The organism is Pseudomonas sp. NFR02, assembly GCF_900119375.1.
GTDB lineage: Bacteria > Pseudomonadota > Gammaproteobacteria > Pseudomonadales > Pseudomonadaceae > Aquipseudomonas > Aquipseudomonas paracarnis.
The window spans coordinates 448,160-474,843 of record NZ_FPJJ01000002.1; the positions used below are offsets into that span (position 1 = coordinate 448,160).

At 61.1% G+C, this 26,684-nt stretch carries 13 protein-coding genes; 3 read left to right on the top strand and 10 right to left on the bottom strand.

The features are described 5' to 3' along the window. Nucleotides 1–88: 88 nt before the first annotated feature. Entirely contained in the window at nucleotides 89–3,178 is a 3,090-nt protein-coding gene (locus BT199_RS07750; RefSeq protein ID WP_072434250.1) for a transglycosylase domain-containing protein, read from the bottom strand. Between the two features lie 181 nt (nucleotides 3,179–3,359). Between BT199_RS07750 and BT199_RS07755 the strand changes: the two genes are divergently transcribed. Then, a complete protein-coding gene (locus tag BT199_RS07755) occupies nucleotides 3,360–7,952 on the top strand; it encodes a coiled-coil domain-containing protein (protein ID WP_072434251.1) in 4,593 nt (1,530 codons plus the stop codon). 345 nt (nucleotides 7,953–8,297) lie between these two features. Continuing rightward, nucleotides 8,298–9,716 (top strand): amino acid permease, encoded by a 1,419-nt coding sequence (locus tag BT199_RS07760; RefSeq protein ID WP_014717102.1) that lies wholly within the window; start codon nucleotides 8,298–8,300, stop codon nucleotides 9,714–9,716. A gap of 41 nt (nucleotides 9,717–9,757) precedes the next feature. Here the strand turns inward: BT199_RS07760 and BT199_RS07765 are convergent, their stop codons facing one another. The 5 genes from BT199_RS07765 to BT199_RS07785 all read right to left on the bottom strand — a co-directional run bounded on the left by BT199_RS07765 (nucleotide 9,758) and on the right by BT199_RS07785 (nucleotide 19,847). Continuing rightward, nucleotides 9,758–16,252, bottom strand: coding sequence for an NEL-type E3 ubiquitin ligase domain-containing protein (locus tag BT199_RS07765; RefSeq protein WP_072434252.1), 6,495 nt, complete (start codon nucleotides 16,250–16,252; stop codon nucleotides 9,758–9,760). A gap of 65 nt (nucleotides 16,253–16,317) precedes the next feature. After that, nucleotides 16,318–17,448 (bottom strand): OpgC family protein, encoded by a 1,131-nt coding sequence (locus tag BT199_RS07770; protein ID WP_014717104.1) that lies wholly within the window; start codon nucleotides 17,446–17,448, stop codon nucleotides 16,318–16,320. Between the two features lie 125 nt (nucleotides 17,449–17,573). Then, nucleotides 17,574–17,870: a cupin domain-containing protein gene (locus BT199_RS07775; RefSeq protein ID WP_014717105.1), complete on the bottom strand. Its 297-nt coding sequence runs from the start codon at nucleotides 17,868–17,870 to the stop codon at nucleotides 17,574–17,576. Nucleotides 17,871–17,930: 60 nt separating this feature from the next. Then, the gene (locus BT199_RS07780) at nucleotides 17,931–18,215 is read right to left on the bottom strand and encodes a putative quinol monooxygenase (protein ID WP_014717106.1); all 285 of its coding nucleotides are present in this window, start codon (nucleotides 18,213–18,215) and stop codon (nucleotides 17,931–17,933) included. Between the two features lie 12 nt (nucleotides 18,216–18,227). Next, on the bottom strand, nucleotides 18,228–19,847 hold the full coding sequence (locus BT199_RS07785) for an FMN-binding glutamate synthase family protein (RefSeq protein WP_020301187.1): 1,620 nt from the start codon (nucleotides 19,845–19,847) through the stop codon (nucleotides 18,228–18,230). 302 nt (nucleotides 19,848–20,149) lie between these two features. On the opposite strand from BT199_RS07785, the gene BT199_RS07790 reads away from it, so the two are divergent. Continuing rightward, nucleotides 20,150–20,422 (top strand): type B 50S ribosomal protein L31, encoded by a 273-nt coding sequence (locus tag BT199_RS07790; RefSeq protein ID WP_014717108.1) that lies wholly within the window; start codon nucleotides 20,150–20,152, stop codon nucleotides 20,420–20,422. Between the two features lie 20 nt (nucleotides 20,423–20,442). Here BT199_RS07790 and BT199_RS07795 read toward each other — a convergent pair whose 3' ends face one another. The 4 genes from BT199_RS07795 to BT199_RS07810 are packed head-to-tail and all read right to left on the bottom strand — an operon-like array spanning nucleotide 20,443 to nucleotide 26,507. Continuing rightward, nucleotides 20,443–21,822 (bottom strand): ATP-binding protein, encoded by a 1,380-nt coding sequence (locus BT199_RS07795; RefSeq protein ID WP_072434253.1) that lies wholly within the window; start codon nucleotides 21,820–21,822, stop codon nucleotides 20,443–20,445. After that, nucleotides 21,819–23,636, bottom strand: coding sequence for a DAHL domain-containing protein (locus BT199_RS07800; RefSeq protein WP_014717110.1), 1,818 nt, complete (start codon nucleotides 23,634–23,636; stop codon nucleotides 21,819–21,821). The genes BT199_RS07795 and BT199_RS07800 overlap by 4 nt, the downstream gene beginning before the upstream one ends. Further along, on the bottom strand, nucleotides 23,633–24,598 hold the full coding sequence (locus BT199_RS07805; protein WP_072434254.1) for a cytochrome-c peroxidase: 966 nt from the start codon (nucleotides 24,596–24,598) through the stop codon (nucleotides 23,633–23,635). The genes BT199_RS07800 and BT199_RS07805 overlap by 4 nt, the downstream gene beginning before the upstream one ends. Before the next feature lie 34 nt (nucleotides 24,599–24,632). After that, complete coding sequence (locus BT199_RS07810) at nucleotides 24,633–26,507, bottom strand: putative bifunctional diguanylate cyclase/phosphodiesterase (protein ID WP_072434255.1); 1,875 nt, start codon at nucleotides 26,505–26,507, stop codon at nucleotides 24,633–24,635. Nucleotides 26,508–26,684: the final 177 nt, after the last annotated feature.

Genomic DNA, 26,684 nt, shown 5'->3' on the forward strand with positions numbered 1-26,684 from the left:
AAAAATAAAACCCAGGGCCCTGGAAGCGGGCGTTTTGGATCAATAAACCAGGAGTAAGCTACAGCGGGTTACCACCCTGGTGCGGCTGTCATCGAGGCAGGCATGCGCTCTGACTCTCGCCTTGCAGATAAGGCATCAATAGCGGTGCCATGCCTTTGAGCACTTGTACCGGCAACGCCGAGGTGAACTTGAAGCCCTGCGCCGAACTGCCTGGTACGAACGCGGTGAGTGTGCCGAAATGCCGCTCGCCGATGTAGAACACGAAGGTGGCGGTGCGGTTGATCGCCTTGGAACTGATGATGCGTCCGCCCGAACCGATCGCTTCGATGCGGTTGTCGCCGGTGCCGGTCTTGCCGCCCATGGCCAGTGGTGTGCCGTCGGCCTGTTTGAAACTGCCGGCGACGCGTTTTGCAGTGCCGGCGTCCACCACTTGGGATAACGCGCCGCGCAAGGCCGTGGCAACTTCGGAGGGCATGACACGATGCGCCCGGTCGGGGTCGTTGATCACGCGGGTGTCGTACGGTGTACCGGCGGCAAAGTGCAGGCTGTCGATGCGCAGTACCGGGATGCGCACGCCATCGTTGAGGATGATGCCCATCAACTCGGCCAGTGCGGCAGGGCGGTCGCCGGAGCTGCCGATGGCGGTCGCCAGGGACGGCACCAGATGATCGAAGGGGTAGCCTACGTCCTTCCAGCGTTGATGAATCTCCAGGAACGCTTCGATCTCCAGCATGGTGCGGATACGGCTGTCGCGTGCGCTCTGGTGGCGGCTCTTGAACAGCCAGCTGTAGACCTCCTGGCGCTCGAACTGGCTGGCCTTGACGACTTCGCTGAACGTCGCCTCCGGGTGGTTGATCAGGTAGCCCAGCAACCACAGGTCCAGGGGATGCACCTTGGCAATATAGCCCTGATCGGGCAGGTCGTAGGCGCCGGGGCCGTAGCTGTCATAGAGTGCATCGAGGCGCTTGTCGGTCAGCGTCTGCTCGCCCTTGGTGCCGGCCAGGCGCGCGCGCACGAAGCTGTTGAAGCTGTCGCGGCTGGCCTCCGGCAGCAGATAACGGTGGACCGCGGCCAGGCAGATCGCCGTGGGATGCAGGCTGTCGAGGAAGGTTTCCTGGCGCGCCTGGGTGTCTTTCTTCTGGTATTTCTTCCAGAACTTGAGCAGGAACGTGGTGCCTTCGCGGTCGGCGAATTGCGCCAGGTATTCCTGACGGCGCGGCTCGTTGTCGTCCTTGAGCAAATGCGCGCTGTTGTTGGCACTGGTGTAGGTGGTGTAGCGCACCAGATCGCGCATCAGGCGGATAAAGGGCAGGTTGATCGATTCACGCAGGGCGTCACGCAGGGTGGGGTTGCGGCCATTGTCTTCGTTGCGAAAGTTATGGAAGCGGTGCAGGCCACCACCGGTGAAAAAGCTCTCGCCCGGGCTTGCCGAATAGGTGCGGTCAAGCGCAGCGTCGAGCATGTCGGCCAGGGATTTGCGGGGGTTTTGGAGCAGGTAATCGACGGCCCAACGGCTGATGCGGTCCTGCTCCGCAACCTCGATTTTTTTCAGTGCCGCAGGTGTTGCGGCGCCGTAGCGCTCATGCAGTTCGGCGACGATTTGCAGGTAAGTGGTGAGCACCCGCAGCTTGGCGGTGGAGCCCAGTTCCAGTTTGCTGCCGTTGTTGATGTCGAAGGGTTGGTCCGTGTTGTCGGTCTGCACCCGTACCCGTGCGCCGCCGTTGGTGCGCTCGAACAAGGTGAAGCTGTAGCGTACCTGCGGGGTACTCGCCGGGGTGAGCAAGCGCTCGCCGAGTAACCCGACCTGGGCGGCATAGTCAGGGGCGGCAAGGCGTTTGAGGTAGGCGGTGACTTGCTCTTGCAACTGGCCCTGCAAAGTACTGGTGGCCGACAGGTCCAGGCGGTCCAGGTCGTACAGTGGGCGGTCGAGCAGGGCGGCCAGGCGGCTGCGCGCGACGCTGATACCTTTGTTGGTCTCGACTTTTTGCAGGGTCGGCTGCTGCTGCCAATCACGGTAGCTGACCTTGCTTGCCAGCGCCGCCGTCACCCATTCGGCCGGCACCACACCATTTTGCGCCAGCAACCGCAAGTGGCTGTCGGTCAGTTGCACCAGGTCGTCACGGCCCTTGGTCAAATAATAGGAGGGGCGGCGCTGGGCGATGATCAGCGAGAGCACTTGGCGCAACGCCAGGCCGCGCGCTGCGAGGCTGGCCGGGGTTTGTGCGGTGTCGTTCAAGGCCCGGTTGACCTGGGCAAACTCGGCGCCGTACCACACCCGCAACCCCTCGGCGATGCCATGCACTTCGCCGTGCCCAGGGACCGCCGACAGGGGCACGCTGTTGAGGTAGTCGCGCACTACGTTTTGCCGTGCGGTGAGGGTGTCGGGCCCGTTCTGGTAGGCGCGTACGCTGGCGGACAGCATCTGGCGGATCTTTTCGCTGCCCGACAGGGTCAAGCCGTCCGGGGAGTGGCGGTACTTCTCCAGTTGCGTCGCCAGGGTACTGCCGCCCGCCGATTGCCCTGGCAGGTGCAACTGACGGGCGACTTGCGACCAGGCAGCCTTGGCAAAGCGCGGCCAGTCCACGGCGGGGTTCGCCTGGGGCGGGTCAGGGTCGAGCAATTGGCGGTTTTCAATGAACAGCAGGCTGTGGACCATTAGCGCTGGCACCTCGTTGAAGTGCTTATACAGCTGAGGCGGATAGTTGAATTGATAAAGCGGTGCGGCGCGGCAGTCGGTGATGGTCAATCCGGCTTGCAGCTTTTCGGCATAGGGAATGAACAGGCCATGGCGGCTGTAGTCCATCAGCGCGTCGGAAAAGCGCGCCTGGGATTCGATCAGATAGTTGCGCTTGAGCAGGCGCGGCAGGAACTCACCCAAGGCGCTGTAGCCCAGGCGCCGATCGAACGGACCGTCGCCGGGGTACACCATGGCATCGCTGGCGCCGGGGGCCACCGTGTAGGTCAGTTGGGCCGCCCACTGGCTGAATGTGCGGGCTTGCCAGTGGGCCGTGTGCATTTCACGGGTGGCGGCAAACCCCAGGGCGATCAGAGCCATCAACAGAATCATCCAGTAGAGCCGGCGCCACGACTGGGCGGGTTTGAGTTTTTTTGCCAGCGGCGTGGCTGACGGGCTGTCAGCTTGCGCCTGGTGTGAATCGGTTTGCCACAGTGCGCCCATAGTCGATTGACCATTCTTATAGATTGATCGGACTTGTCTGAAGCGTAGACGCTGATTGACTGCACTACGAAGTTTGTAGGGCGCTAAAGATCGAGTCGTCAGACGGGAGAGTAGATAACTACCGCGTCGCCAGGATGGCAGCGGGTAGCGTTCGTGATTTAAACCATCATAGAGCTCTGCCATGACCCTTTCCGACACCGCTTCAGGCTCGCCGCGCCAAGCCACCATTGAGCAAATCCAAACCTTGTTCGGCGAGCCGCCGAGCCTGCTCACAGTCGCGAACGACAGTGTCCAGGCTTATCTGGACGAGCATTTGGGCGCGGGAAAATGGCAGGTTGGCTTGATTTACATCGCCACCCCGACCGATGACGACGACGCGCTGGCCTACCGGTCTTTGCCCGAGTGGGTGCTGCAACGCTTGGCCAGCAGCAAGCCCTTGCTGTTGGTGGCGGACTATCACGTCGTGGTGCAGCGCGTGCGGGAAGTGTTTGTGGTCGGTGGCCCGACCCTCAGCGAGCTGGAGCCGCTGCTCAATCGCTGCGGCGCGGGGTTGTTGGGGGCGTATGCACAGCGCTTGCAAGCCTGGTGGCGTGAGGCGTTGCCGGTGGAGATGACGCGTTGGGGCTACCTGTCGGATGATCTGCTGACGTTGCTGTACGATGCCGGCAAACCACCTGGTTTCAATGACGAGGGGTTTGCCCGGCTGTTCCCCAAGACCCTGCTGCACCCGACGCGGCCCGACCGCGAGTGGAGCGCCCACGGTGAGGCGTTGCGTGTACAGGCGGTGTTCCTGGCCGGCGCGACGCCGCTGATGTTGCCGTTGCTGATCCTCAGCCACGGGCAACAGACGTTGCTGTTCAGCCCGGCCAGCGGTGTTCATCCATTGGGCAGCATTGACGATGTGGCGGCGCTGTTACCGGCCTGTGTGCCCGAAGACGCCGACACTGAGCAGTGGTTTGCCCAGGACGTGGAAAGCGATCCCTTCGATGCGTTGGCCGCCAGTTACCTGGCGCTGCAGCTGCGGGAAATCGATCGCATCGACCGCAACCTGCCCCTCGCGCCGGGCCAGCACCAAGCGTTGCTTGCGTACATCACCAACCCCCACCGCTGGTTTGTTGCGCACCTGAGTGCAGGCCAGCGCAAGCTGCGTGAGGCCCTGCCGTTGTGGCTGGTCCATGCCAACCGTGACGACAGCATCACCTACGCACGTCTGGTCCAGGCGCTGGTGCTGGCCCGTGAGCACAGTGGCGGGCAACATTTTCTGGACGGTATTGATTCAATTCAGGTGTTTGCCGACCGGGCCTTGCGCACTTGCCTGCAAGCCGAACCCGCCGCCAAAACAATGCGGCCCGCCGACGTTCAGTTGACCTTCAACCGCGTGATTGCCGCGGCGATTCCAGTCCCAGGGGGCTTTGTCGCCGGTGAAGTCGACCCGGTCACGGTGAGCCTGACCGAGTTGGCCCTGGAAAACCTGGCCGGCTTCCCGCATACCGTCACCGAGATCACCCTCAAGGGTGCCCAAGCCCCCAAGTGGTTGACCTATGGCCTGCTTCAAGGTTGTGTGGAAAAAGCCGATGTGGGCCAGACCTACCCGGACCTATTGAAGAAAAAGCTGCTGGATGACCCGTTGGAGCGCAGTCGTCGCTCAGGGTTGTTCACCCGCCAGTTACGGGTGCAACTGCCGATGCTGGCGCTGGAACTGAAACTCAAAGGTGAGCACGGCCTGACTCAGGAAGGTGTCGACCGCGTACAGGCCGCGTTGCAAGCCAGCCTTGCCGAGCGCAAGGTGCAAGGCCAGGCGATGACGTTGTGGCCGCTGGCATTCAAGGCTTCGCCTGAGGCTGCGCAGGATGTGGTCACTAATCACTTCATCATTGGGCCTGCTACCGGGAACGCTGGCGTTCATCTGCTGTACCGGCCCTTGCTCAAGCCGATGTTGCAAGGGTTCGAGTCGATCAAGGCTTTGTTTGACGCCATCAAGGCTAACGGCCCGCTGCAGGATGACGTGCTGACGTGGCTCGCCCCGGCACGCCAGGCGGTGTATGCCAACGGCGGCTTCCTTGAACCGCATATCCGCCGCTTTTTACCCGGTGATGAATTTACGCTGTACGAGAAACCTGCCCCGGTCCAGCTCAGCAAACAATTGAACGACGAGGACGCTTGCAGCCTGGTCTTTGAGGGCACTGCCCAGGCCCTGGTGGCTCTGGCTGACCGGCAATCGGTATCGAATGCCGAGCAGCGCTGGGCCAGGCTCAAAGAGGTGGGGTGGCTGCTGTTCGGCAGCGTCCTGCCGTTTGCCAGCGAGCCCTTGCAACTGGGGGGGTGGTTGGTGCAACTGATCGACAGCCTGCAGCAAGACATTCAGGACTTGGCCAGCCAGGATGAACAGGTCCGGAACAAAGCGGTCATGGACGTGTTAAGCAATCTGATGGTTGTCCTTGCCCATCAAGCCACGCCCCATGATCCTTTACCGCCATTGCAGCTGGAGCATCCGGTGTTCGCCCCCCTGGCCCGAGCCACTGCCACCACCAGGGTGCCCACACGTGGCGCACCGCCCGCGACGTTCAGCTCGCCGACCCGTTGGAGTAACGCCCGCGATACCCTGACCGCCGCGCAACATGCACGGGCCCGTACCTTGAGCCTGGGCGCGTTCTCAGGCGGCTGGGACCACGCCGAGTCAAGCGGCCCGCGCCGTGGCTTGTTGCGTGACACCGCTTATTCGCCGCCGCAATGGCGAGCCTTGGTGCGTGGGCATCTTTATCGGGTGGTGGACGAGTCGGGCGCGTGGCGGGTGATCAGCGCCGATGGTGCCCAGAAAGGGCCGTGGCTCAAGCCGTTGGGGGACGGGCATTGGGATTTCGATGGGCGCTTGCGCTTGGTCGGCGGCAATGCCGATGCGGCGATGGAGGCTCAGTTGCAGGCGCTGGAGCTTTCACTGCCACGCCTTGAAGAACAGTACCGTGAGGCTGGACGTTCGCGTGCCAAAGCGGCTGCCGCCATGCAGGTGGCGCGCAAGCTGGTGGTTGAGTCCAAAGATAAAATCGACGCCCAGCAGCTTGCCAGGCTTGAGCAGCGTTACCAGCAGGAACTGCGCAACAAGGTCGAGTTTTCCGAGAAGGAACTGCAACTGCTCATGCGTCTGCGGGCAATCAAGCCCCGTCCCCGTTACGAGGAAAATCTGTGTGAAATACTCGAGTCGCTGATTCTCACCTTGCGATTGATGGACGCTGACACCCGTGAGCGCATGATCCAGATCAATCGGCGGATCAAACCTTTGTTGGATCTGCTGCAAGACGAAACCGATGACGAAGCCGGCTCCGACCTTAACCGTCAGGCCCATGCCAACCTGGAAAAAAACATGCGCGAACAGGTGGCGGCCGAGGACGCAGCTATCAGCAATCGCAAGTTGGAAAGCGCCTATATGGAGCAGTTGAACAGCGTACCGCGCCTGGGCCGTGACAAAGCCCGGGCGCTGGACGCACAGCTGCCTTCGCGCCCCTCCATTCTGGATTTGCAGGCGTTGCAGGTCACCACGCTGTGGGGCATCACCATCGACATTGAAGGGCCGCCCCTGGAAGTAGAGTTTTTCGACAGCTTGAACCGGGTGATCAATCGGGCCCGTTGGGCCAGCCGCTCCCTGGCCGAATTGGAGAACCTGACCACCACGGTTGAGGAGCGTATCGAACTGCTTAAAAGCCTCAGTCATGTCTACGCGGTGACCGACGACCATATTCAGTTCTGGCGAACCATGGCACCGGACACCTTTGACTTGCCCAACCTGGAAAAACTGCAGGCGCTGTTGGCCGACCTGCACCAGCAAGCCGATGGGCAACTGGCTGATCTGCTGGCACCGTTGCCTGGCGGCAGACAACCCAGACAACCCAGGCCGCCCAGCGCAGCAGGGGCGCGGGTCAAAAAGATCATCCGCACCCGTAACCGGGATGTTTATGTGGCACGCATCAAGACGCCAGCGGGCACGGCAGAGCTGGTGGATGACAAAGGCAGTGTGCTTGCCACCTTCACCGAGGCTGAAGACGGCATATGGGAGCCGGTTGAGCCTGCGCCCCGGCGCACGGCCAACCCACAATTGGGCGCGCTGCTGAACAAGGGCCAGCGTTTGTTGGCGGATGTAGATATCGCCATCCTCAAGGTGCAGGCCTTGGCCAGCAAATGCGAGCCTTCATCTCTGCAAGCCTTACTGGCGGCTCAGGCCAACAGCCGGCGGATGGTCGCTGCGGATATCGACAAGAAACTGCTGACCTTGAACCCGTCACGGCTGAAGCCTACCCAGCAAAACACGGCGAGAGTGCGTGCCACCCAGTTGCGTGCCGCCGCGCTGCGGTTGGACGCAGCGGGTGTGGAGGCGCGGGTGCGCGCGAGCAAGCTGAAGTTGAGTCGCGCCGAAGACGTGGACTTTCTGCACGGGCTCAATGAAGTTCGCATCGTTCGCCAAGACGCGCGCGTGCCCATCAAGGACAAAGCCCGGGATTTTATCCAAGTGTATGTCGTGCTGGACGCGGACACTGGGCTGCCCCTGTGTTACGCACATTTTCACTATGAAAACCGCCAGGGGCCGGACGACCACTACACCGCTGCCCACCTCAAGAGCCCTGAACAGGAACGCCTCGGGCGCCAGGCCCAGGCCCAGGCCGAAGCCCAGGCGTTCGCGCGGATTCGCACCGGCCAGACCGGCCGTGTACAGCAGACCCTGGAGATCGAACGGGCGAGCATTTCCAGGCTGTTGGCGCGGCGTTTGTTCTTCAGTGTTGACTGACTGCCAAGGTGGGCTCGCTCGCGCCTGCGGCGGATGAGCGAGCCCAACCGGTAACAGGTTATGCAATACTCTGCGCCGTTTTACCCTGGGAAGGCCGGTCTAGAGGCCTGGTACTTCCCCCGCCCAAGGACTTTTTTACGGGGCATATCGCCAAATTTGTGTGTTTATAGAGTGAAATATCCTACCGCTTGCTTTTTATACTGACGCCCCGCTGACCTGGCCGCCTACGCCCGCCAGGCGGGTTTGCCCACGAGGCAGACCCGGTCAAGCCGGTGTATCGGCCTATACGCTGCTGCACCACAGGCTCGGTGGCTTAATCCAATAACAAAATGAGGTTGTATCCCTATGCCTGTCGGCAAACCACTGCCCCCTGGCGAGACCGCTCAAGGCGGACCGCTCAAACGCGAACTCGGTGAACGGCATATTCGCCTGATGGCGCTTGGCGCCTGTATCGGTGTGGGCCTGTTCCTGGGTTCGGCCAAGGCGATTGAAATGGCCGGCCCGGCGATCATGCTCTCGTACATCATCGGTGGCCTGGCCATTCTGGTGATCATGCGCGCCCTCGGTGAAATGGCGGTACACAACCCCGTGGCCGGTTCGTTCAGCCGCTATGCCCAGGATTACCTCGGGCCGTTGGCGGGTTTTCTCACCGGCTGGAACTACTGGTTCCTGTGGCTGGTGACCTGCGTCGCGGAAATCACCGCCGTAGCGGTGTACATGGGCGTCTGGTTCCCCGACACGCCGCGTTGGATCTGGGCCCTGGCGGCACTGATCAGCATGGGCACCATCAACCTGATCGCGGTAAAGGCTTTCGGTGAGTTCGAATTCTGGTTTGCACTGATCAAGATCGTCACCATCATTGCCATGGTAATCGGCGGCGTCGGCATCATTGCCTTCGGCTTCGGCAATGACGGCGTTGCACTGGGCATTTCCAACCTGTGGGCCCATGGCGGCTTCATGCCCAATGGCGTGCAGGGCGTGCTGATGTCATTGCAGATGGTGATGTTCGCCTACCTGGGCGTCGAGATGATCGGCCTCACCGCCGGTGAGGCGCGCAACCCGCAGAAGACCATCCCCAGCGCCATTGGCTCGGTGTTCTGGCGCATCCTGTTGTTCTACGTCGGCGCGTTGTTCGTGATCCTGTCGATCTACCCGTGGAATGAAATCGGCACCCAGGGCAGTCCGTTCGTGATGACCTTCGAGCGCCTTGGCATCAAGACTGCTGCCGGCATCATCAACTTCGTGGTGATCACCGCCGCGCTGTCCTCCTGCAACGGCGGTATCTTCAGCACCGGGCGCATGCTCTATAGCCTGGCGCAGAACGGCCAGGCGCCAGCTACCTTTGGCCAGACCTCCAGCAATGGCGTGCCGCGCAAGGCGCTGCTGTTGTCAATCTTTGCCTTGCTGCTCGGCGTATTGCTCAACTATCTGGTACCGGACCAGGTGTTCGTCTGGGTGACCTCCATCGCCACCTTCGGCGCGATCTGGACCTGGCTGATGATCCTGCTGGCTCAGCTCAAGTTCCGCAAAGGTTTGAGCCCTGCCGAGCAGGCAGGCCTCAAGTACCGCATGTGGCTGTACCCGGTCAGCTCCTACCTGGCGCTGGCGTTCCTGGTACTGGTGGTGGGCCTGATGGCGTACTTCCCGGACACCCGCGTGGCCTTGTATGTGGGGCCTGCGTTCCTGGTATTGCTGACTGTGCTTTACCATGTGTTCAAATTGCAGCCAACGGCTACCCATAGCACTGCAACGCGCTCGGTTTAACCTGTTGCAACGGCCTGCCGCAGCAGGCGGGCCGTTTTCTTTCAGGGCCGGGTGATTGACGCCCGTATGGCTTGCGTCAGTTGTCGCAGCAGCGAGGCCAACTCCTCCTTTTCATCGTCGATGATTGCCTGGCGCCGGTCCAGGTAGGCGTCCGAGCGTCTGTCCAATTCCTCCCGATTAAGCCTTTCGATTTTGTGGCGCGTGGTGTCCCGAATGGCCGTGAATGGCTCTGGCAGGTGGCGCGTCATGAACTCGATCCAGAAGGGTTCGGTCATCAGCGCTTCGTACGCGGCGTCGGTGTTCTTGAGCGCTTGCAGCCGCTGGCGAGCGCGGGTGACGTCTGCGGCGCTGACCCAGCTGTCGACCGAGTACAGCATTTCCTCGCGACCTACCGGCAGGCTGAACTCCTGAGCCAGCGCTATGCGCAAGTAAAGCTTGATTTCAACGTCGTCCGGGTTTTTGTCAGCGGCACGCAGCGCCAGAATATGTTCCTCGGCGAATTGGTCCAGTTCACGCAGGAAGAATACGCTGATGCTCAGTTCCATCAGTTCGCGGCTGGCTTGCAGAGTGGCGGGTTGCACCTTGGCCTGGTGACGCCGGTGCGCGATTTCCATATCAATGAAGGTCAACAGCGCACCGTCGCCGCAGGTGCCTGCCAGGTAGGTGTTGAGGAAGATTTCATTGCGCAATTCAGTGGAGTCGCCCATGGCCTCCATCAGTTTCCAGACACGTTTGGTCAATGCTGGGCGCAAATGCGTATTGCGATAGGCATAAGCGCTGGTCAAATCCCGGAACACCCGAAAGGCGTCATCGGGCCTGGGCTCTTCGATCTGCAGCAGTTGGTCCCAGAGGGTGCGGCGTTGTGCGTGTTCAGCCTGCGGTATGCCGCTCAACCAATCGGAACAATCTGCCGGGAGCAGTTGATGGACAATTCCGGGTAGTGGCCCACCGGCGGTGTTCCCGGTGCGCAGGCGGTATTCACCTATCAATGCCAGGGACTCGGCATTCAGCGGGTTGTCATGCAAATTGATATTGCGGCTGGAGCGGACCCTTCGATCGGATTGGAACAGCGTCGGCGGCAACGTCGTCAGTTGATTCTCTTGGAGCAGCAGTTGGGTCAGGAGAGGCCTGCTTTCAGCCCCGGCGGGCCATTGATCGAGCTGGGTGTTACGCAGGTTGAGGATTCGTAAACGCTCCATGGCGCTGACGTCCGGAGCCAGGCGCAACGGGTTGTCGTTCAGGTTCAACTCCTGCAACGCCGTCATTTGCCCCAAGCGTTGGCGAGCCTCCTCGGTCAAGGTGATGTTGTTGCCACCCAGGTTCAGAATTTGCAGCTGGCGCATCTGGGTGATTTCGACGGGCAGCTCGTTGAGCAGGCAATCGATATTCAGCGTACGCAGATTGGAAAAGCGACTCAGAAAGGCGTTGCCGGTGGGCGGGAAAGCATTGCCCGAGATGTTCAGGTATTCAATGTGTTCAAAGCCCCGTGTTCCCAGGATGAAGTCGGCGTCGGGCAGGTTGTTGTCATCCAGACGCAGGATCATACAGTGGGTATCGAACTGGCCGTGGATATGGCCGCGCCAGGTTTCCCGGCGCCAGGCCCGACGAATGTGCTGGGCCAGGTGGCGCCGCCGGCCCATGTTCAGCCCCAAGGGGTCGGTGGCAGAGTCGTCAATGGGCTGCGGGGTTTCTGCCCACCGGGTCAAACCGTAATCCAGGCTGGCGTATTCGACTCTGCGCCGTTCCAGTTCCAGCAGCAGGGCGGGTTGTGACAGGCCCAGTGAGTCGATCAGATCACCGGCGTGCATCGCATTGAGGCTGGGGTAGAGCGCCTGGACTTTGCTGATCAGGTCTGGCGACCGAAGGGGGCGGGCGGGCCACAGGTTTTGCAGCGAAAGCGGGTACACCACGAACGAGCTGTTTACCTGCATGGGCGGCTGCAGCCATGGCGGAATATGGGGCAGGTCGAGCAACCGTTTGATCGACACACGCTGGTTGAGCGCCAGGTCGACGATACGCGCCTGCAGCGCCGTTGGGTCCAGCCGGTCAGCCACGCCCAAGGCCTCGCATTCGCGTGTCGACAGCAGCAGGATAATCGCGCTCAACAGGTCACAGGTACTGTCTGCCGGATCGTTGAGTGAACGGCCTTGTGCGTCGAGCGCACGGTAACGCCCACCCTCCCGGACAAGTGAGCGGCGATCGGTGCCGTTCAGATTACCGCCGCTCTCGAGCAGGCGCCCCGGGTCGCGTTCAGAGTGAACATCCAGGCGCAATTGTGCAGGCCAGCCCGGAAGGGTTTTGAGCAAGTGCAGGATGATGGAGTCGCTGTCGGGGTTCATCAGGGTGGTCAGGTACAGGCCTTCATACGCACGGTTGAGGCGCAGATCGTTGGCGGTCAGCCGGGCTTGTTCGGCCAGGCGCAGGCCGACCTGATCCTTGTCCTGGAGCTGGCGCTGTTCTTTGAGCGTGGCCTGGCCGAGGATAGCCCTGACGGCACTGACGGGCAGATGGGGATGTTGAGCTTTCAGGCGCGTCTCCAGAAGTGTTCCGGGCTGTTCGCTTTGCGTGTAAAACTGCTCGAACAACTGGGCCCGTTCCTGGTAGGCGTACTCGGCGATTTTCTTTGCCAACTTGAACTGGCGTTCTTGCACGGTGCCTGGCAGTTCCCCCAGCAGCGCCTGGACCAGGGCGTCATTGAGTGCCGCATCGTGCAGCGGCGTCGGCCCTCGGGCGTCGGCTTCTGAAATCAAGATCTTCTCTATGGGGTTTTTGACCCTGGCCGGGTATTGCGCCAGTACTTGGCGTTGTCTGCCCACCACTTGCAACACATGGGTCTCAGGCCAGCCCGGCAGCAGGCTCAGCAACATCAATTGCAGGGTCGGGCGGGCGTTGTGGCGGGCTGACGCCGTGCGCATGGCCTCGATGAAGTGCAGGATTTGCCGCTCGATAGCCACCCGCTTACGGGTATCGGCAAGCAGCGGCGGTGGCGGCAGGCCGGCGCTGTGCACTTCACGCAGGGCCCGAGCCGGGGTATCGGTGATGGCGAGGATGCGTGCCGAGGTTGGCCGGTCGATGTGGAGCTCTTGCGGGCCCAGGCGATAGAGCAATGCATGGTCATCCCAGCTAAGCGGGTCTTCGCTGGCCAAGCGCCAGGCGCCGTGGCCATTGTGTTCGAGCCGTGGTGTATCGACGCCGACTTTCTGCGGATGCTTGAGCCGCCACTTGAGCACTTGTTGATCGAATGTGATCGGATACAGCGAGCCGTAGAGGGCAATCAACTGCTGGTCTCGCCATTGATAGATGCCCTCGGCATTGGCCTGCACGTGCGCCGGCAGCAGCACATTCTGTTCGTACTGCCCCAGAGAACCGTTGAGCAGGCTGACACCTTCGGGGCCGCGCCGTTCGCTCATCAGGTCGCCCAGGGTTTTGCGCAGGCCCTTGGCATCGGTGTCGGCGGTCATGCCCAATTGGGTGCGTTCGTGAGGTTGCAGCACCGAGGCAATGGCCAGGTAAAAACTGTCGGTGGTGGGCGATACAGGAATGGTGCCGCCGTTGCGCATGTCATACGCCTCGTAGCGGCCTTCGCCGTAATGGCGCAGTTCAACGGTGGTGTCATCAGGCCCCGTCGAGACATAGGGCCGGGTGATGACGCCATCGACGACCTCGGTCACCACGAAAGCGCGGTTGAGCCGCGTGCGTAGCAGGCTGGATGCAAACTCCCGGGCCCACTGGTCGTTGTCTGGATTGAACGGGCGCGAATGGTACAGGCCGTCGATGGTGGCATCGAGACGCAACGCGATGCGGTGTTGTTCCAGCCCTTGATGGACTGTGGGTGGCAGGGTGGCGTCCTGTAAAAAGCGTGCTTGCTGCTCTGAGGTCAGTGGGTGTTGCTCAAGCAATTGTGCCAGGTTGGCTGGCGTGAGCGGGGGATAGCGTTCGTGCAGTTTTCGCAGCAATGGCGTGATCGCTACCAGCGGTTGAGCCACCCTGGTGGGTACAAGCGAACGGGCCGGATGGTCCGCAGGCATTTCGTGGCGGGCGTAACCGGCGAAACGAGTCATGGCGTTGAACAGGTCGGCACGTCGGGCCTGGGCCAGGGCGCTGATTTGCAGGCGCAAGCGGGCGATACGCTGGGTATTGTTGAGCAGCGGGCTACCGGCCTTGCCCAATACGGAACCGGCGGGTTGCTGACGCAGGATCAGCTCAAACAGTGCCTGCCTCGTCGTTTCGCTGTCAGCAGGATCATCAAGCCCCGCGTAGCGGCCATCGTCGCGCCGCTTGATATTAATGGCCGTGGTCGTCTGCTCACTGGCGCTGTAGGTTTCGCTCAGATTGCCTTGGCCGTCATACACATTGATTGCCGCGCCCGCCGGCCACTCCGGTAATTGAGTCAGCAGGCACAGCACGGCACCGTCGGCGTGGGGCGGCATGTGGCCGCGTCGATGAAAGGTGTGGATGAGTTGTTCGATCACACGGTCGGCCTGCAGTCGACGCACCCCTTCGGTAAGGTTGACCGGCGTCGGCTGGCCTGCCCAGATAGCATCCAGGGTACTGCGGCTGGTGGCCGTGCTGCGCAGCAGGTTTTCCATGGACTCAATGGGCACGGCGGCAGCGCCATTGGGCAGCATGCGTTCGGCCAATTGCACGTTGGACAGGGTGTGTGCGTTTTGCAGGTCCAGCGTCCAGGCGTCCAGGTGCGGGGCGAACACAATCGGTGGGGCAAAGCCGCCCTGGTGGTCGTTCTTGAGCACAAAGCGCATCAGGCGGTTGTCGTAGCCCACCTCCACCACGTGTTTTTGCTCGGCCGCTTGAAGCCACACGTACTGTTTGCCCCTGAGCGAATAGATCCCCTGGGCATTGGCTATCTGGCCGTTGAGCAGATGCTGGTCGAGGATCGCGTAAGGGCTGATGTCGGGTTTCCACAGCGCAGGGCTGCCATCGTTGCGCGTGACTTTGCGCGGGTTGCCCAGTTGCTGGAGCAACTGGTTCATGCGGCGACGATGTACTCGGCCGGCGGTAGAGATCAGCAGGCCGCTGATTGCCAGGTCGGCGACGTCACCTATCGCGGCGGCAAAGGTACTGGCCTCGCCCTTGAGCGCTTCGTTGACGCCCTGCGTGACGCTGTGGGCCAGGCTGCCGAATACCGCCACTTGCATGACCCGGTTCAAGCCTGTGACGCCGCCCGGTACAGGCGTCAGCAACAATTCCAGGACTTCGGCGGCAATCGCGGCGGCGCCATCGATGACGGCTTGCACGTCGCGGTCCGTACGGGTATTGGCCAATGTGGCCAGGTTGGACTGCAATTGTTGCACCATCGAGGCGGTCAAGGTGTCGACCACTGAAACGGGACGCGGGCTCTTGGGCACGGGTGTGAAGCGCAGGTCTGCCAGCGTGTGCTCGGGGAACAGGTAGTGCAGGCTGTCGTACAGAAAAGCGGCAGCGGCAGACAAACCCTCGGGGCGCTCTTGCGCGTACAACAGGCGTTTGAACTCGTTGAGTTCGGTGATCGGCAACTGGCGAGAAAACCAGCCCAGGTCGTGTTTGCGATGGCTTTCTTTGAGTTGCGCCAGAAATTGGGCATGGGCGCTGCGTGCATCGGGATGGAAACGCAGCGCGCCACCGGGGCGGAAAGGGAAGTAGGAGACTACTCCAAGGCTGGCGACCGGAATCAGCAGCAGCGGCAATGGAACAGCGCTGGCGGGCGGCGTGAGGGTGACCTGCGGAAACGCACCTGACGGTTTGCTCAGCGCCAATTGCTCAATGTGCTGGACCGTTTCATCCTTGTCGATGGCCTCGATCAACGTGTTGTAAAGCCCAAGGGTCAGGCCAGAGCTGCGGCGATTGCGATAGGCCTCTAGGGCCTCGAAGCGCAGGCAGGCGCGTGCACTGGTGCGCAACAGGGCATGCAGGTTGCCGTCCGGGCGCAACTGCGCATTGAGGGTTGCTTGCAGCGCGCCGCCCAGGTCCAGCTCGCGGGTGATCGCGATAAACGACTCCACCGTCAGCGACTTGTCGTGGCTGCCGGACAGGTAGGAAGCGTCGACGAATGTGTGGCCGGAAGCCTGGCGCGTCTGGGTGGCGAAACTGAAGTTCAGGCATGCGGCTTCCCACAATGACATCGTCGACAGGTGCGGCCGGTATTTCCATTCGTCATACGCCCTGCGAAAGCGCTTGGGGTTCAGGCCGTTGACCGTGCTGGCACGGGGCTCCCACGGGAGGGGCGGCGAGACCGGTTCCAGATAGCGTGTGTGCAGGTAGATTTTTTCTGGATCCTGGCCGCCGACCTTCGCCCTCAGGCGTGCCAGGCCCTGCGCCTTGAAGGTGCTGATCAGGGTGTTGTTGGCGGCTTCCACCGCCATGAGTGCGCGATGTGCTTCGCGCTGCAGCTTCACATACTCACGTTGTTGGGTGGGCGTGAGGCTGGCCAGGGTTTGGGCGACGGTGTCGCGGATCATTGCCAGGGCTTGTTGCCGGTTCCAGGACTCGCTGTCTTGCAAGGTCCCGGATAAACCGTTGAGCAGTAACTGGGTGGGCATGGCGCCATTTCCTTTCACGGTGAGGTGGAAGGGCAATGGAACCATCCTGCTGATGGGCGCCGTGGCTAACTATGTAGCGATGCGGCGCGGGCGGCGGCGCGTTGGTTCAGTTGCTTGTTGACGTCCAGCCACCCCGCGAGTGCCGCCATCAGCGCCGCCCCTGCCAGGGCCGTGGTCAGCTTGATCGCCAGGGAGTCGCCGGCCATGGCATTGAGCATATCGGCCAACGGTGCCAACACCACCCCCAGGCAAAACACTTCCAGGGAATAACGCCCCATCCGCGCCAGTTGTCGGGCCAGCCACTGTTGCGTCCAGCCGACATCGGGAAGGAGTTTGGCGGTGACGTAGGCCAAGGCCAGGAAGTGCAGCAGGCGCACGGGGGACAGGTCAGTCTTGCTGATGGGGTACAGCCATTCGCCAATCGCCCTCGGCATCCAGGCGTCGTGCACCTCGGGCCAGCGCCACGACAAGGTGATCACGCAGGTCACCAACACGTAGACCGCAGCGGCAACGAATAGCGGTTGGCGCAGCAGCGGGCGTGCATCGACCGGGCCTGGCGAACGCAAGGCCGACGCACCGCCGAGGATAAACAGGCATTGCCAGGTGACAGGGTTGAAGTACCACACGCCGCCGTTGCTGGCCGGCAGGTTCCAGCCTTGCCAAGGCGCCAGCAGATACACCGCTAACGATATCGCCACCATCAGCGTGGGCGCTCGCACCAGCAGCGGCAGGGTAATGGGCAGGCTCATCATCAGCACGATATACAGCGGCAATGGGTCGGTCAGGTTGGGTTTGAAGCGCAGCAACAGCTCATCGAGCAGGGCCTGCTGGGTGTGAGTGAGGAAATACTCGAGGCCCATCTCCTGCACCAGATCGCGGGTTTCGATATGGCTGTTGGCAAAAATCACGATGCCCATCAACAACGCCAACAGGAAAATATGCACCACGTAAAGCGTCCATACCCGGCGCAGGACCTTCACGCAGGCAAACACGTAGCCGTCGCGCAGCAGGATCTTGCCGTAGGCCAGCACCGCCGCGTAGCCGGCCAGGAACACGAAGATTTCGGCGGCGTCACTGAAGCCGAAATTTTGCACGGTGACATTGGCCAGGGGGTTGTGAGGCACGTGATCCCAGAAAATGAAGATCAACGCCAGGCCCCGAAAAAAATCGATGCGCGGGTCGCGTCCGTTCAGCATGGCAGCGGGCTCTTGAACAAGTAGTTGATTGACGATAGGTGAGCGTGGGCGTCGCCGCACGTAGGGCGGGCGCAGGTTGGCGGTATTTGTAAGCAATTGCAAAGGCTGGGTATTACTGAATGTCTCTAGAGATCAATGATCACCAGGGTGCCCTGGCTGCCTATGAGCACACCGTGGGCAGTGCCGGCTTCCACCAGGTACATCTGGCCGGCGTCCACCCTGATGGCTTGATCACCGATGCGCAGGTGCAAGTACCCGCTGATCACCAACAACCCTTCGTTGTAGTCGTGGGTCTCTTCCTCGTACGCCTGTTCATCCATGCGCAGTACTTTGATCCGCGCCGGGCCAACCTGGCCCAGACGTGTGGATGTCCAACTGTCGGGCAGTTGCGCGGCGATAGCGACGAAGTCCAATAACGGCATGTGAATCTCCTTGTTTCAACGATGCCGTCGGTGGTCCGGTTCAGCAGGCGGCGGGTCTTGTCAGAAAGCGTCCATCAACAAGACCCGGCATGGCTTGGCTTGATGCTCATTGATCTGGGGCACCAACCGGGTGAAGTGCTCGGTCTGGCAGTGCGCATCCAGCGCCGCCTGATCGGGCCATTGCTCGATAAAAATGAAGTGCCCGGGGTCTTTTTGATCGACAAACAAGTCGTAGGCAATGCACAGCGGTTCCTGGCGGGTTTTTTCCACCAGTTCGGCGTACCAGGGGCGCACGGTTTCCACATGTTCGGGCTTGATAAAGTCTTCGGCGATGACTTTCAACATGCTAGGTGTCCTTTAGGCTGCAGCAATTTCATGCGGCTCAAAACTGTCCGCCCGCGCCATCTGCCACATCCGCGAATAAAACTCGCCGTTCACTTCCCCGGTGAGCAATTCCCCAGGCTTCAGGAATACATGCAACTGCGAAAACAGTTTGATCTCGGTCGCCGACATGCGTCGCACCAAGTGCTTGGCCGACAACTGCGACGGGTGATCGAGCCCGGCGGCGGCGAGCATTTCGGCCAAAGCGTGCAGCGTGTTGCGGTGGAAGTTGAATACCCGCTGGGCCTTGTCCGGCACCACCAAGGCACGTTGACGCAGTGGGTCTTGCGTCGCCACGCCGGTCGGGCATTTGTTGGTGTGGCATGACTGCGACTGAATGCAGCCAATGGCGAACATGAAACCACGCGCCGAGTTGGCCCAGTCGGCGCCGATGGCCAGGACGCTGGCGATGTCGAACGCACTGACAATCTTGCCGCTGGCACCCAGCTTGATCTTGTCGCGCAGGTTCAGGCCCACCAGGGTGTTGTGCACGAATAGCAAGCCTTCACGCAGTGGCACGCCAATATGGTCGGTGAACTCCACGGGGGCGGCGCCGGTGCCCCCTTCCTTGCCGTCCACCACGATAAAATCCGGAAGGATGCCGGTTTCGAGCATGGCCTTGGCGATGCCCATGAATTCCCACGGGTGGCCCAGGCAGAACTTGAAGCCCACCGGTTTGCCGCCGGACAGTTCGCGCAATTGGGCGATGAATTGCATCAGCTCGATGGGCGTGGAGAACGCACTGTGGCGTGACGGTGATATGCAGTCTTCGCCCATCATGATGCCGCGCGTATCGGCGATTTCCTGGGTGACCTTGTGCTTGGGCAGGATCCCGCCATGGCCGGGCTTGGCACCTTGGCTCATCTTGATTTCGATCATGCGCACTTGCGGGTTCTGGGCCTGTACGGCGAAGCGTTCGGGGTCGAAACGGCCGTCGCTGGTGCGGCAACCGAAGTAACCGCTGCCCAGTTCCCAGGTCAGGTCGCCGCCGTTTTCTCGGTGATAGGGGCTGATGCTGCCTTCGCCGGTGTCGTGGGCAAAGTTGCCGAGCTTGGCGCCGTGGTTGAGTGCCCGGATCGCGTTGGCGCTCAATGAGCCGAAACTCATGGCCGAGATATTGAACACCGACGCCGAGTATGGCTGTGCACACTGCGGGCCGCCGACCATCACGCGAAAGCTGCTGGGGTCGCTCAGTGGCGCAGGGCGCATGGAGTGGCCGATAAATTCAAAGCCTGACTGGTACACGTCAATCAGGGTGCCGAAGGGTTTGTCCGCCGTTTCGTTCTTGGCGCGCGAATACACCAGCGAGCGCTGGGCGCGGGAGAAGGGCAGGGCGTCGCTGTCGGACTCCAGCAGGTACTGGCGGATTTCCGGGCGGATGGTTTCTACCAGGTAACGGATATTGCCCAGGATCGGATAGTTACGGCGCACCGCATGGGGGCTTTGCAGCAGGTCGACAATGCCGATCAGGCTGAGTACGCCGGTGACCAGCGTGATCGGCCACAGCCATTCATGTTCGATAAAGGGGAGGCTGGCGAGGGTGAAAATGACGCACACAGCAAAGAAGGCGTAGCGGCTTAACAAGGACAGGCTCATACGGTTTCCTTGGGTTCGGACTCTTCAGGTCGATCCGCCATTCTGCGCCTGTCAGGAAACCATAGACAACCTGTGGGAATATTCAGTTTGGCAACGCGGGTGGGACAGACTGGCCTGGGATAGACACCTGTCGGCGCTTGATTCGGTTCAACCCTTGTCAGCATTGATAGTTTCGGGCCGCTCTCAGCATCGGCTTACTAGACGCAACAAGCCTAACCTTATTGCAAAAGGTTCTCGTTTGGGTGCTTTATGTTGTGTTACTGTATAACAAATCAACCGCACCCAGACGCCCCGGAGGCCTCATGAAAGCTGGTATCCACCCCGACTACCGCACCGTGCTGTTCCACGACACTGCCGCCGACGTGTTCTTCCTCATCGGTTCCACCGCCGACAGTGATCGCACCCATAAGCACAGCGACGGCAACACCTATCCCTACATCCCGCTGGACGTCTCCAGCGCCTCGCACCCGGTCTACACCGGTCAGCAGCGCAAGACCCAGGCCGAAGGCCGGATTGCCGGGTTCAACAAGCGTTTTGCATCGTTTGGGTCGAGCCCGAAAAAAGCTGACGCATGAGCATGATTCGGCGGCGTGCCCTACGCCGCCGTCTGCCGAATCGGCAGTACTACCCGAAACTTCGTACCCTTGCCTACCTCACTGCTGACGCTGATATCGCCACGGTGTTTCTTGACGATCCCGTAGGACAACGACAACCCCAACCCCGTCCCTTCGCCCACCGGCTTGGTGGTGAAGAACGGGTCGAAAATCTTCTGCACGGTGTCGGGGGCAATCCCACAGCCGTTGTCTGCGACTTCCAGCCACACGTTTTCGCCTTCCACTCCGTTGCTGATGGTAATGGTGCCGCGCTCAGGGCCCATGGCTTGTGCGGCGTTGATCACCAGGTTCATCACCACCTGGTTGAGTTGGGAGGCCAGGCATTCGATTTCCGGCAGCGGCGTGTAGTGCTTGACCACATCGGCCTTGTACTTGAGTTCGCTGGCGACGATGTTCAGCGTCGAATCGATGCCTTGCTGCAGGTTGGCGAATTGCCAGGTCTGGTCGTTATCCACCCGTGAGAAGTTCTTCAGGTCCTTGACGATCTGCACCACACGGCCGATGCCGTCCTTGGATTCGCGGATCAGGATCGGAATGTCGTCCTTGAGAAAATCCAGGTCCAGCTCGTTGCGCAATGCCGTGAGCGGTTCGCGATGTTCTGGCGCCCCGATGTGCGCTTCGCTGCGCTGGTAGGCATCGAGCATCTGTTGCAGCTGCTTGAAGTAGCTGTCGAGGGTGCTGAGGTTGGAGGAAATAAAGCCCACCGGGTTGTTGATCTCATGGGCGACACCGGCCGCGAGTTGCCCCAGTGAGGCGAGTTTTTCCGACTGCACCAGTTGGCTTTCCAGGAGCTTGCGCTCTTCAATTTCCAGTTGCAGCGCTTGGGTGCGTTCTTCCACCAACCGCTCCAGTTGCGAGGTTTGCAGGGACGCGCGGCGCGCCATGTCCCATTTGTTGGCCAGGGTGTTGGCCATTTGCTGGACTTCAATGTTGTCGAACGGCTTTTTCAGGATCAGCAGGCGGTCGTGGGCGTGCAGGCGAAACAACAGGTCATCCCAGGAATAGTCCGAGTAGGCGGTGCACACCACCACTTGCAGGTCAGGGGCGACTTTCCACAGTTCTTCAATGGTCTTGGCGCCGTCCCAACCCTGGGGCATCCGCATGTCAACGAAGGCCAACGCATAGGGGCGCTCTTGCGCCATGGCGCTGGTCAGCAAGCCCAGGCCTTCTTCGCCGCCATAAGCCCCGTGCAGTTCGAATGCCTGGGTTTGAGGTTTGGCCGCGTCGCCAAACAGTGCCGACTCCATCTCATCCAGCGCTTCGGTTGAGGCTTCGTCGGGCATCAGGATCTTGCGAAAATCCTCATGGATGGACGGTGTGTCATCGATCAGCAGGATGCGCCGGTTGGGAGGTTGGTTCATGAGCTGCTTCCGGCAAGGGTCAAGGGGATGGTCAAGGTGAAGACGGCGCCAAGGCCCGGCCCGTCGCTGTGGGCGCTGAGCTGGCCGTTCATTTCCACGGCGGCCAGGGCGCAGCTGTGCAGGCCGAAGCCGTGGCCTTCCTTGCGGGTGGTAAAACCGTGGGTGAAGATGCGTGCCATGTTCTCGGGCGGTATGCCTTCGCCGTCGTCCTTCACACTGATCTTCAGGGTCTCATCGCCTACCGATTCCACCGCCAGGGTGATTTGCCGTGGCCGCTCAGACAGTTTGTCCATGGCGTATTTGGCATTGCTGATCAGGTTGACCATGATCAGCAGTAACCGGTGCTTGTCCGCCAAGATCTCCGGCACCGGGGCGTACGCCTTCACAACAGTGACATGGTGACGGCTCAGCGCGCCGGCGTTCATGCGCAGGGCGTCATCCATCAAGGCGCTGATATTGACCGGCTCCAGCAAGGTAGACGCACCCGCATAGGATTGCTGGGTCGAGACGATGTCCTTGATGTGGTCCACGCTTTTGCTCAACTGCGCCAGCTCATCGCTCATGCCTTGCTGTTCGGTGGCAATCGCTTCGACCAACTGGTTCAGATAGCCCGGCAGCAACTTGCCCTTTTCATCCTCGGTAAGGAAGGTACCCAGGTCGCCTTGGTGAGCGTTGATCAGTTGCATGGCCTTGCCCAGGCCGAGCGCCTTGCTGCTGCGCAACTTGCGGCTGACCAGGTCGGCGGAGATGTTCACACTGTTGAGCACGTTACCGACGTTGTGCAGCACGTTGGTGGCGATCTCCGCCATGCCGGCCTGGCGGGCGCTGTCCATCAGCTCGCTCTGGGCATCCTTGAGCTGTTGCGTGCGCCGCTCCACCCGTTGCTCCAGGGTTTCGTTGGCGGCCTGCAACGCGCGGTTGACGCGGTTGATCTCGGCGAAGCTGCGCAGCAGGCGCACCGCCAGATAAAGCAGTAACACCACCAGCAAGGTCGAGAAGATCAGCAGGTAGCGATGGTACTGATGATCGATGAGGTCTGTAGCCTGCTGGTCCTGATTGAGGTGAGTGGTCAGGTCATCGAGGTGTTCGGCCACCGGTACGGCGGCAATCCGCTCGAGCAGGCTGTTGACCAGTGGCTGTTCGCGCAGGATCAGCGAAATATGATTGCTGAGGATCTCCACCGGTGCCTGGAACTCGCTGGGCAGGCTCTGTTGGTTGATGGCCAGCTTGCCCAGGCCCACCAGGATATCGGCGGCACGTTCGTCGCTGGTGACCTGGGCGAACTCCAGGCTGCTGAGCAGCAGGTCGTAAGTGTCGGTGGCCACGCTTTGCAGTTGCAGGCGGCCTTCGTCGGTCATGCTGTTGAATTGGGCCTGGATGTCGTCTTCGGCCGTCGGCAAAAAAGCCAATGAGTTACGCAGCACTGCGTTGTGGGATTTGAACTGGTCGACGAGCCGGGCTTTTTCCTCGATGGCCGTCAGGTACGCCGCATGGCTGGCTTGCCAACCGGGCAGGTCGGCAGCGCTGTGGTAGGTGTCGCGGCTCTCCAGTTCAGCGCCGATGCGGGTCATTTCGGTCAGCGGTGTGACCAGTGGGTCGTAGTTGTGGGTGATCGCGATGCGGGCCTTGAGTACTTCGCTGTCCCACTGGGCATTGAGCTGCTGGAGTTGGCGGATCAAGTCGCGCGACTGGGTATAAGTGGCTGTCTGGTCGCGTGAAGACTTGAAGTACAAAAACACCAGGGTGGAGGCCAGGAGCAGGGTGATGAGACCTAGCAGGATCTGACTGGTGCGTCGGCGTGACAAGGGTCTCATAACGGCTTGCCCGCCCATTCACCGGTCAGGGTCTTGAGAAACTGGATAATCAGGTCCTTGTCTTCCTGGGACGGGTTGCGCCCCAACTGGTACTTGAACATCACGTCAACCGCCTCTTCAAGAGTCTTGGCCGAGGCGTCGTGGAAGTACGGCGCCGTGACGGCCACATTGCGCAGGCTGGGCACCTTGAACACATGGCGGTCCTCTTCATCCTGGGTCAGCAGGTAGCGCCCCAGGTCTGATTCCAGCGGGTTGCCGCGGGCCTTGAAGTAGTCGCCCATCACGCCGAACTTCTGGAACATATTGCCGCCAATGTTCACGCCCTGGTGACAGGCGATGCAGCCGTAATCCTTGAAGCGTTGGTAGCCGTATTTTTCCTGGCGGGTCAGGATATCGGTGTTGCCCAGCAAGTATTGGTCAAACCGCGAGTTGGGTGTCAGCAGCGTGCGCTCGTAGGTGGCCAGGGCGTTTTGCACATTGGGAGCGGTAAGGCCATCGGGATAGGCCTGTTTGAACGCGTTCTGGTAGGCGGGCAGGGCAGACAGGTTGCGCACCACGGTATTCCAGTCGCTGCCCATTTCCACCGGGCTGATCACCACCTGCTCGACCTGGGCCTCCAGCGTGTCCACCCGACCGTTCCAGAACTGTTTGAAGTTCAGGCTGGCGTTGAACACGGACGGGGTGTTGATCTGCACCGGTTTGCCGTCAAAGCCAATGGAGAATGGCTTGTTGTCGGCGCCGCCGCTGGTCAGTTGGTGACAGCTCGCGCAGGACAAGGTGTTGTTGACCGACAAACGCGGCTCGTTGAACAGTTGGCGACCCAATTCAACCTTGGCCGGGTCCAGTACTGGAACCGCCGGCAAGGGCTTGAGTGCTTCGTCCAGCGGCGCGGCTGACAGCGATGCGGTGCCCAGGCATAACGCGAACATCAGGCCGGAACGGTGGTTTACGACATTGCTCAAGCGAGCACTCCTTGCAGGCCCAGGGCTATTGATTTTATTGATCCGGCATCAGTGTCGCGCTATCCGTTTGCAGCAACTGCACGAAATCTTTCGAAGGCAGCGCCTTGCTGAACAGAAAGCCCTGGCCCTCCTCACACTGCTGGGCTTTGAGGAAATTCAGTTGGTCGACGGTTTCCACGCCTTCGGCAATGATGTTCAGTTCCAGGCTCTTGCCCATGCCGATGATAGCGCTGATCAGTTGTTCGTCCTGGCTATTGATGCGCAGGCCGCGCACGAAGGATTGATCGATCTTCAGCACGTCGATGGGAAAGCGCCGCAGGTAGCTGAGGCTGGAGTAGCCAGTGCCGAAATCGTCCAGGGCCAGGCGGATGCCCATGGCCTTGATCTTTTGCAGGGTTTCCACGGTTTCGTCGACGTTCTGCATCAGCACGCTTTCGGTGATTTCCAGTTCCAGTTGGGTGGGCGGCAGGCCGGTGTCCTTGAGGATGGCGGCCAGGTTGTCGACGAAGTCCCGTTGGCGAAAGTCGATCGCCGAGATGTTCACCGACATGCGCAGGGGCGCCAGGCCCATCTCGCGCCAGGCTTGGGCCTGTGTACAGGCTTGGCGCAGTACCCACTGAGTCAGGCGTACGATCAGGCCGCTGTCTTCGGCGACCGGAATGAACTCCGTCGGGCTGACCCAACCCGACTGCGGTCGAAACCAGCGTGTCAGCGCTTCCGCACCGACGATGCGCCCGGTCTCCAGCGCCAGCTTGGGCTGGTAATGCAGCACAAACTCATCGCGGTCCAGCGCCTGGCGGATCGCGCTTTCCAGGTTTTGCTGGTGCTGGGCGCGCAGGTTCATGTCTTCGGTGTAAAAGCTGAGATCCCCCGGGCCGCGCTCTTTGCTGGTACGCATCGCGGTTTCAGCATGCTTGAGCAAGCCCACGGCATTGTCGCTGTCATCGGGGTAAATGCTGATGCCCAGGCTGGCGCTCACACTGAGGTCATGCCCCGCGACATGGCGAGTCGCGCTGACGGCATTGAGTACCTTTTGCGCAATGTGCTGGGTTTGCTGGGGATGCTGGATATCGTTGAGCAGCACCACGAACTCGTCGGAGCCGTAACGAAACACCGAATCCGACGCCCGTACCGCCGCCACCAGGCTCAGGCTCACCTGCGCAAGCACATCGTCGCCTGCCGGATAGCCCAGGGCGTTGTTGATGCGCTTGAAGCGGTCGAGCCCCAGAAACATCACCGCCAGTTGCGTGTCGTGCCTGCGGGCCAAGGCGATCGCCTGGGTCAGGCGGTCGCCCAGCAACGTGCTGTTGGGCAACTCCGTCAGGGCGTCGTATTGCAATAAGTGCGAGACCTTGAGCAGCTCCTGCACGCGTTCCTCGATGGTGCGCTCCAGGCTGATCACCTTGAGGGCCGCGTCCTGGGCCAGTTGCCATTTCCAGGTCAGGGCGCTGGCCATCTGGCGGATTTCCAGGTGGTCGAAGGGCTTTTTCAGGATCAGCAGTTGGTCGTTGTACTTCAGGCGCGCTTCGATGGCCTCGAAGGAATAGTCGGAATAGGCCGTGCAGAGCGCGATTTGCAGGTTGGGGTCCACCTCCCACAACTGTTCGATGGTGTGCAGGCCGTCCCAGCCAGGGGGCATGCGCATGTCGATAAACACCATGGCGTAGGGCGAGTGGGCGTCCAGGGCTTTCTTGACCAGCGCCAAGGCTTCCTGGCCCTGATAGGCCGAGTCCAGGTCAAACGCCTGGCGCACCGGCACCGTGGTGCCGAACAGGGCGGACTCCAGAGTGTCGAGGGAGGGCTCGCCGTACTCGTCGGCACAAAGGATCTTGCGGAAATCCTGGTGGATCGAAGCCGTGTCATCCACGATCAGGATGCGCCGGTTGGCCCGGCCCGATTCCGTCCTCATGGCGCACTCGGCACGTGCAAAAGGCTTGATGGCATGACAATTCCTTCCCTGGTTCTACAACTGAACGGGGCGCGAGCATGCAGTGCAGCATAGTTGAGTTCCCTTGATATCGACGGCCAGTTGGCGTCAAATCAATCGCGCTTTGTATTGCGCGGATTCAATTTAGCCTAACTTCGT

Coding starts and splice junctions, on each gene's coding strand:
- BT199_RS07750 (WP_072434250.1), bottom strand. CDS start 3,178: ATGGGCGCACTGTGGCAAACCGATTCACACCAGGCGCAAGCTGACAGC.
- BT199_RS07755 (WP_072434251.1), top strand. CDS start 3,360: ATGACCCTTTCCGACACCGCTTCAGGCTCGCCGCGCCAAGCCACCATT.
- BT199_RS07760 (WP_014717102.1), top strand. CDS start 8,298: ATGCCTGTCGGCAAACCACTGCCCCCTGGCGAGACCGCTCAAGGCGGA.
- BT199_RS07765 (WP_072434252.1), bottom strand. CDS start 16,252: ATGCCCACCCAGTTACTGCTCAACGGTTTATCCGGGACCTTGCAAGAC.
- BT199_RS07770 (WP_014717104.1), bottom strand. CDS start 17,448: ATGCTGAACGGACGCGACCCGCGCATCGATTTTTTTCGGGGCCTGGCG.
- BT199_RS07775 (WP_014717105.1), bottom strand. CDS start 17,870: ATGCCGTTATTGGACTTCGTCGCTATCGCCGCGCAACTGCCCGACAGT.
- BT199_RS07780 (WP_014717106.1), bottom strand. CDS start 18,215: ATGTTGAAAGTCATCGCCGAAGACTTTATCAAGCCCGAACATGTGGAA.
- BT199_RS07785 (WP_020301187.1), bottom strand. CDS start 19,847: ATGAGCCTGTCCTTGTTAAGCCGCTACGCCTTCTTTGCTGTGTGCGTC.
- BT199_RS07790 (WP_014717108.1), top strand. CDS start 20,150: ATGAAAGCTGGTATCCACCCCGACTACCGCACCGTGCTGTTCCACGAC.
- BT199_RS07795 (WP_072434253.1), bottom strand. CDS start 21,822: ATGAACCAACCTCCCAACCGGCGCATCCTGCTGATCGATGACACACCG.
- BT199_RS07800 (WP_014717110.1), bottom strand. CDS start 23,636: ATGAGACCCTTGTCACGCCGACGCACCAGTCAGATCCTGCTAGGTCTC.
- BT199_RS07810 (WP_072434255.1), bottom strand. CDS start 26,507: ATGAGGACGGAATCGGGCCGGGCCAACCGGCGCATCCTGATCGTGGAT.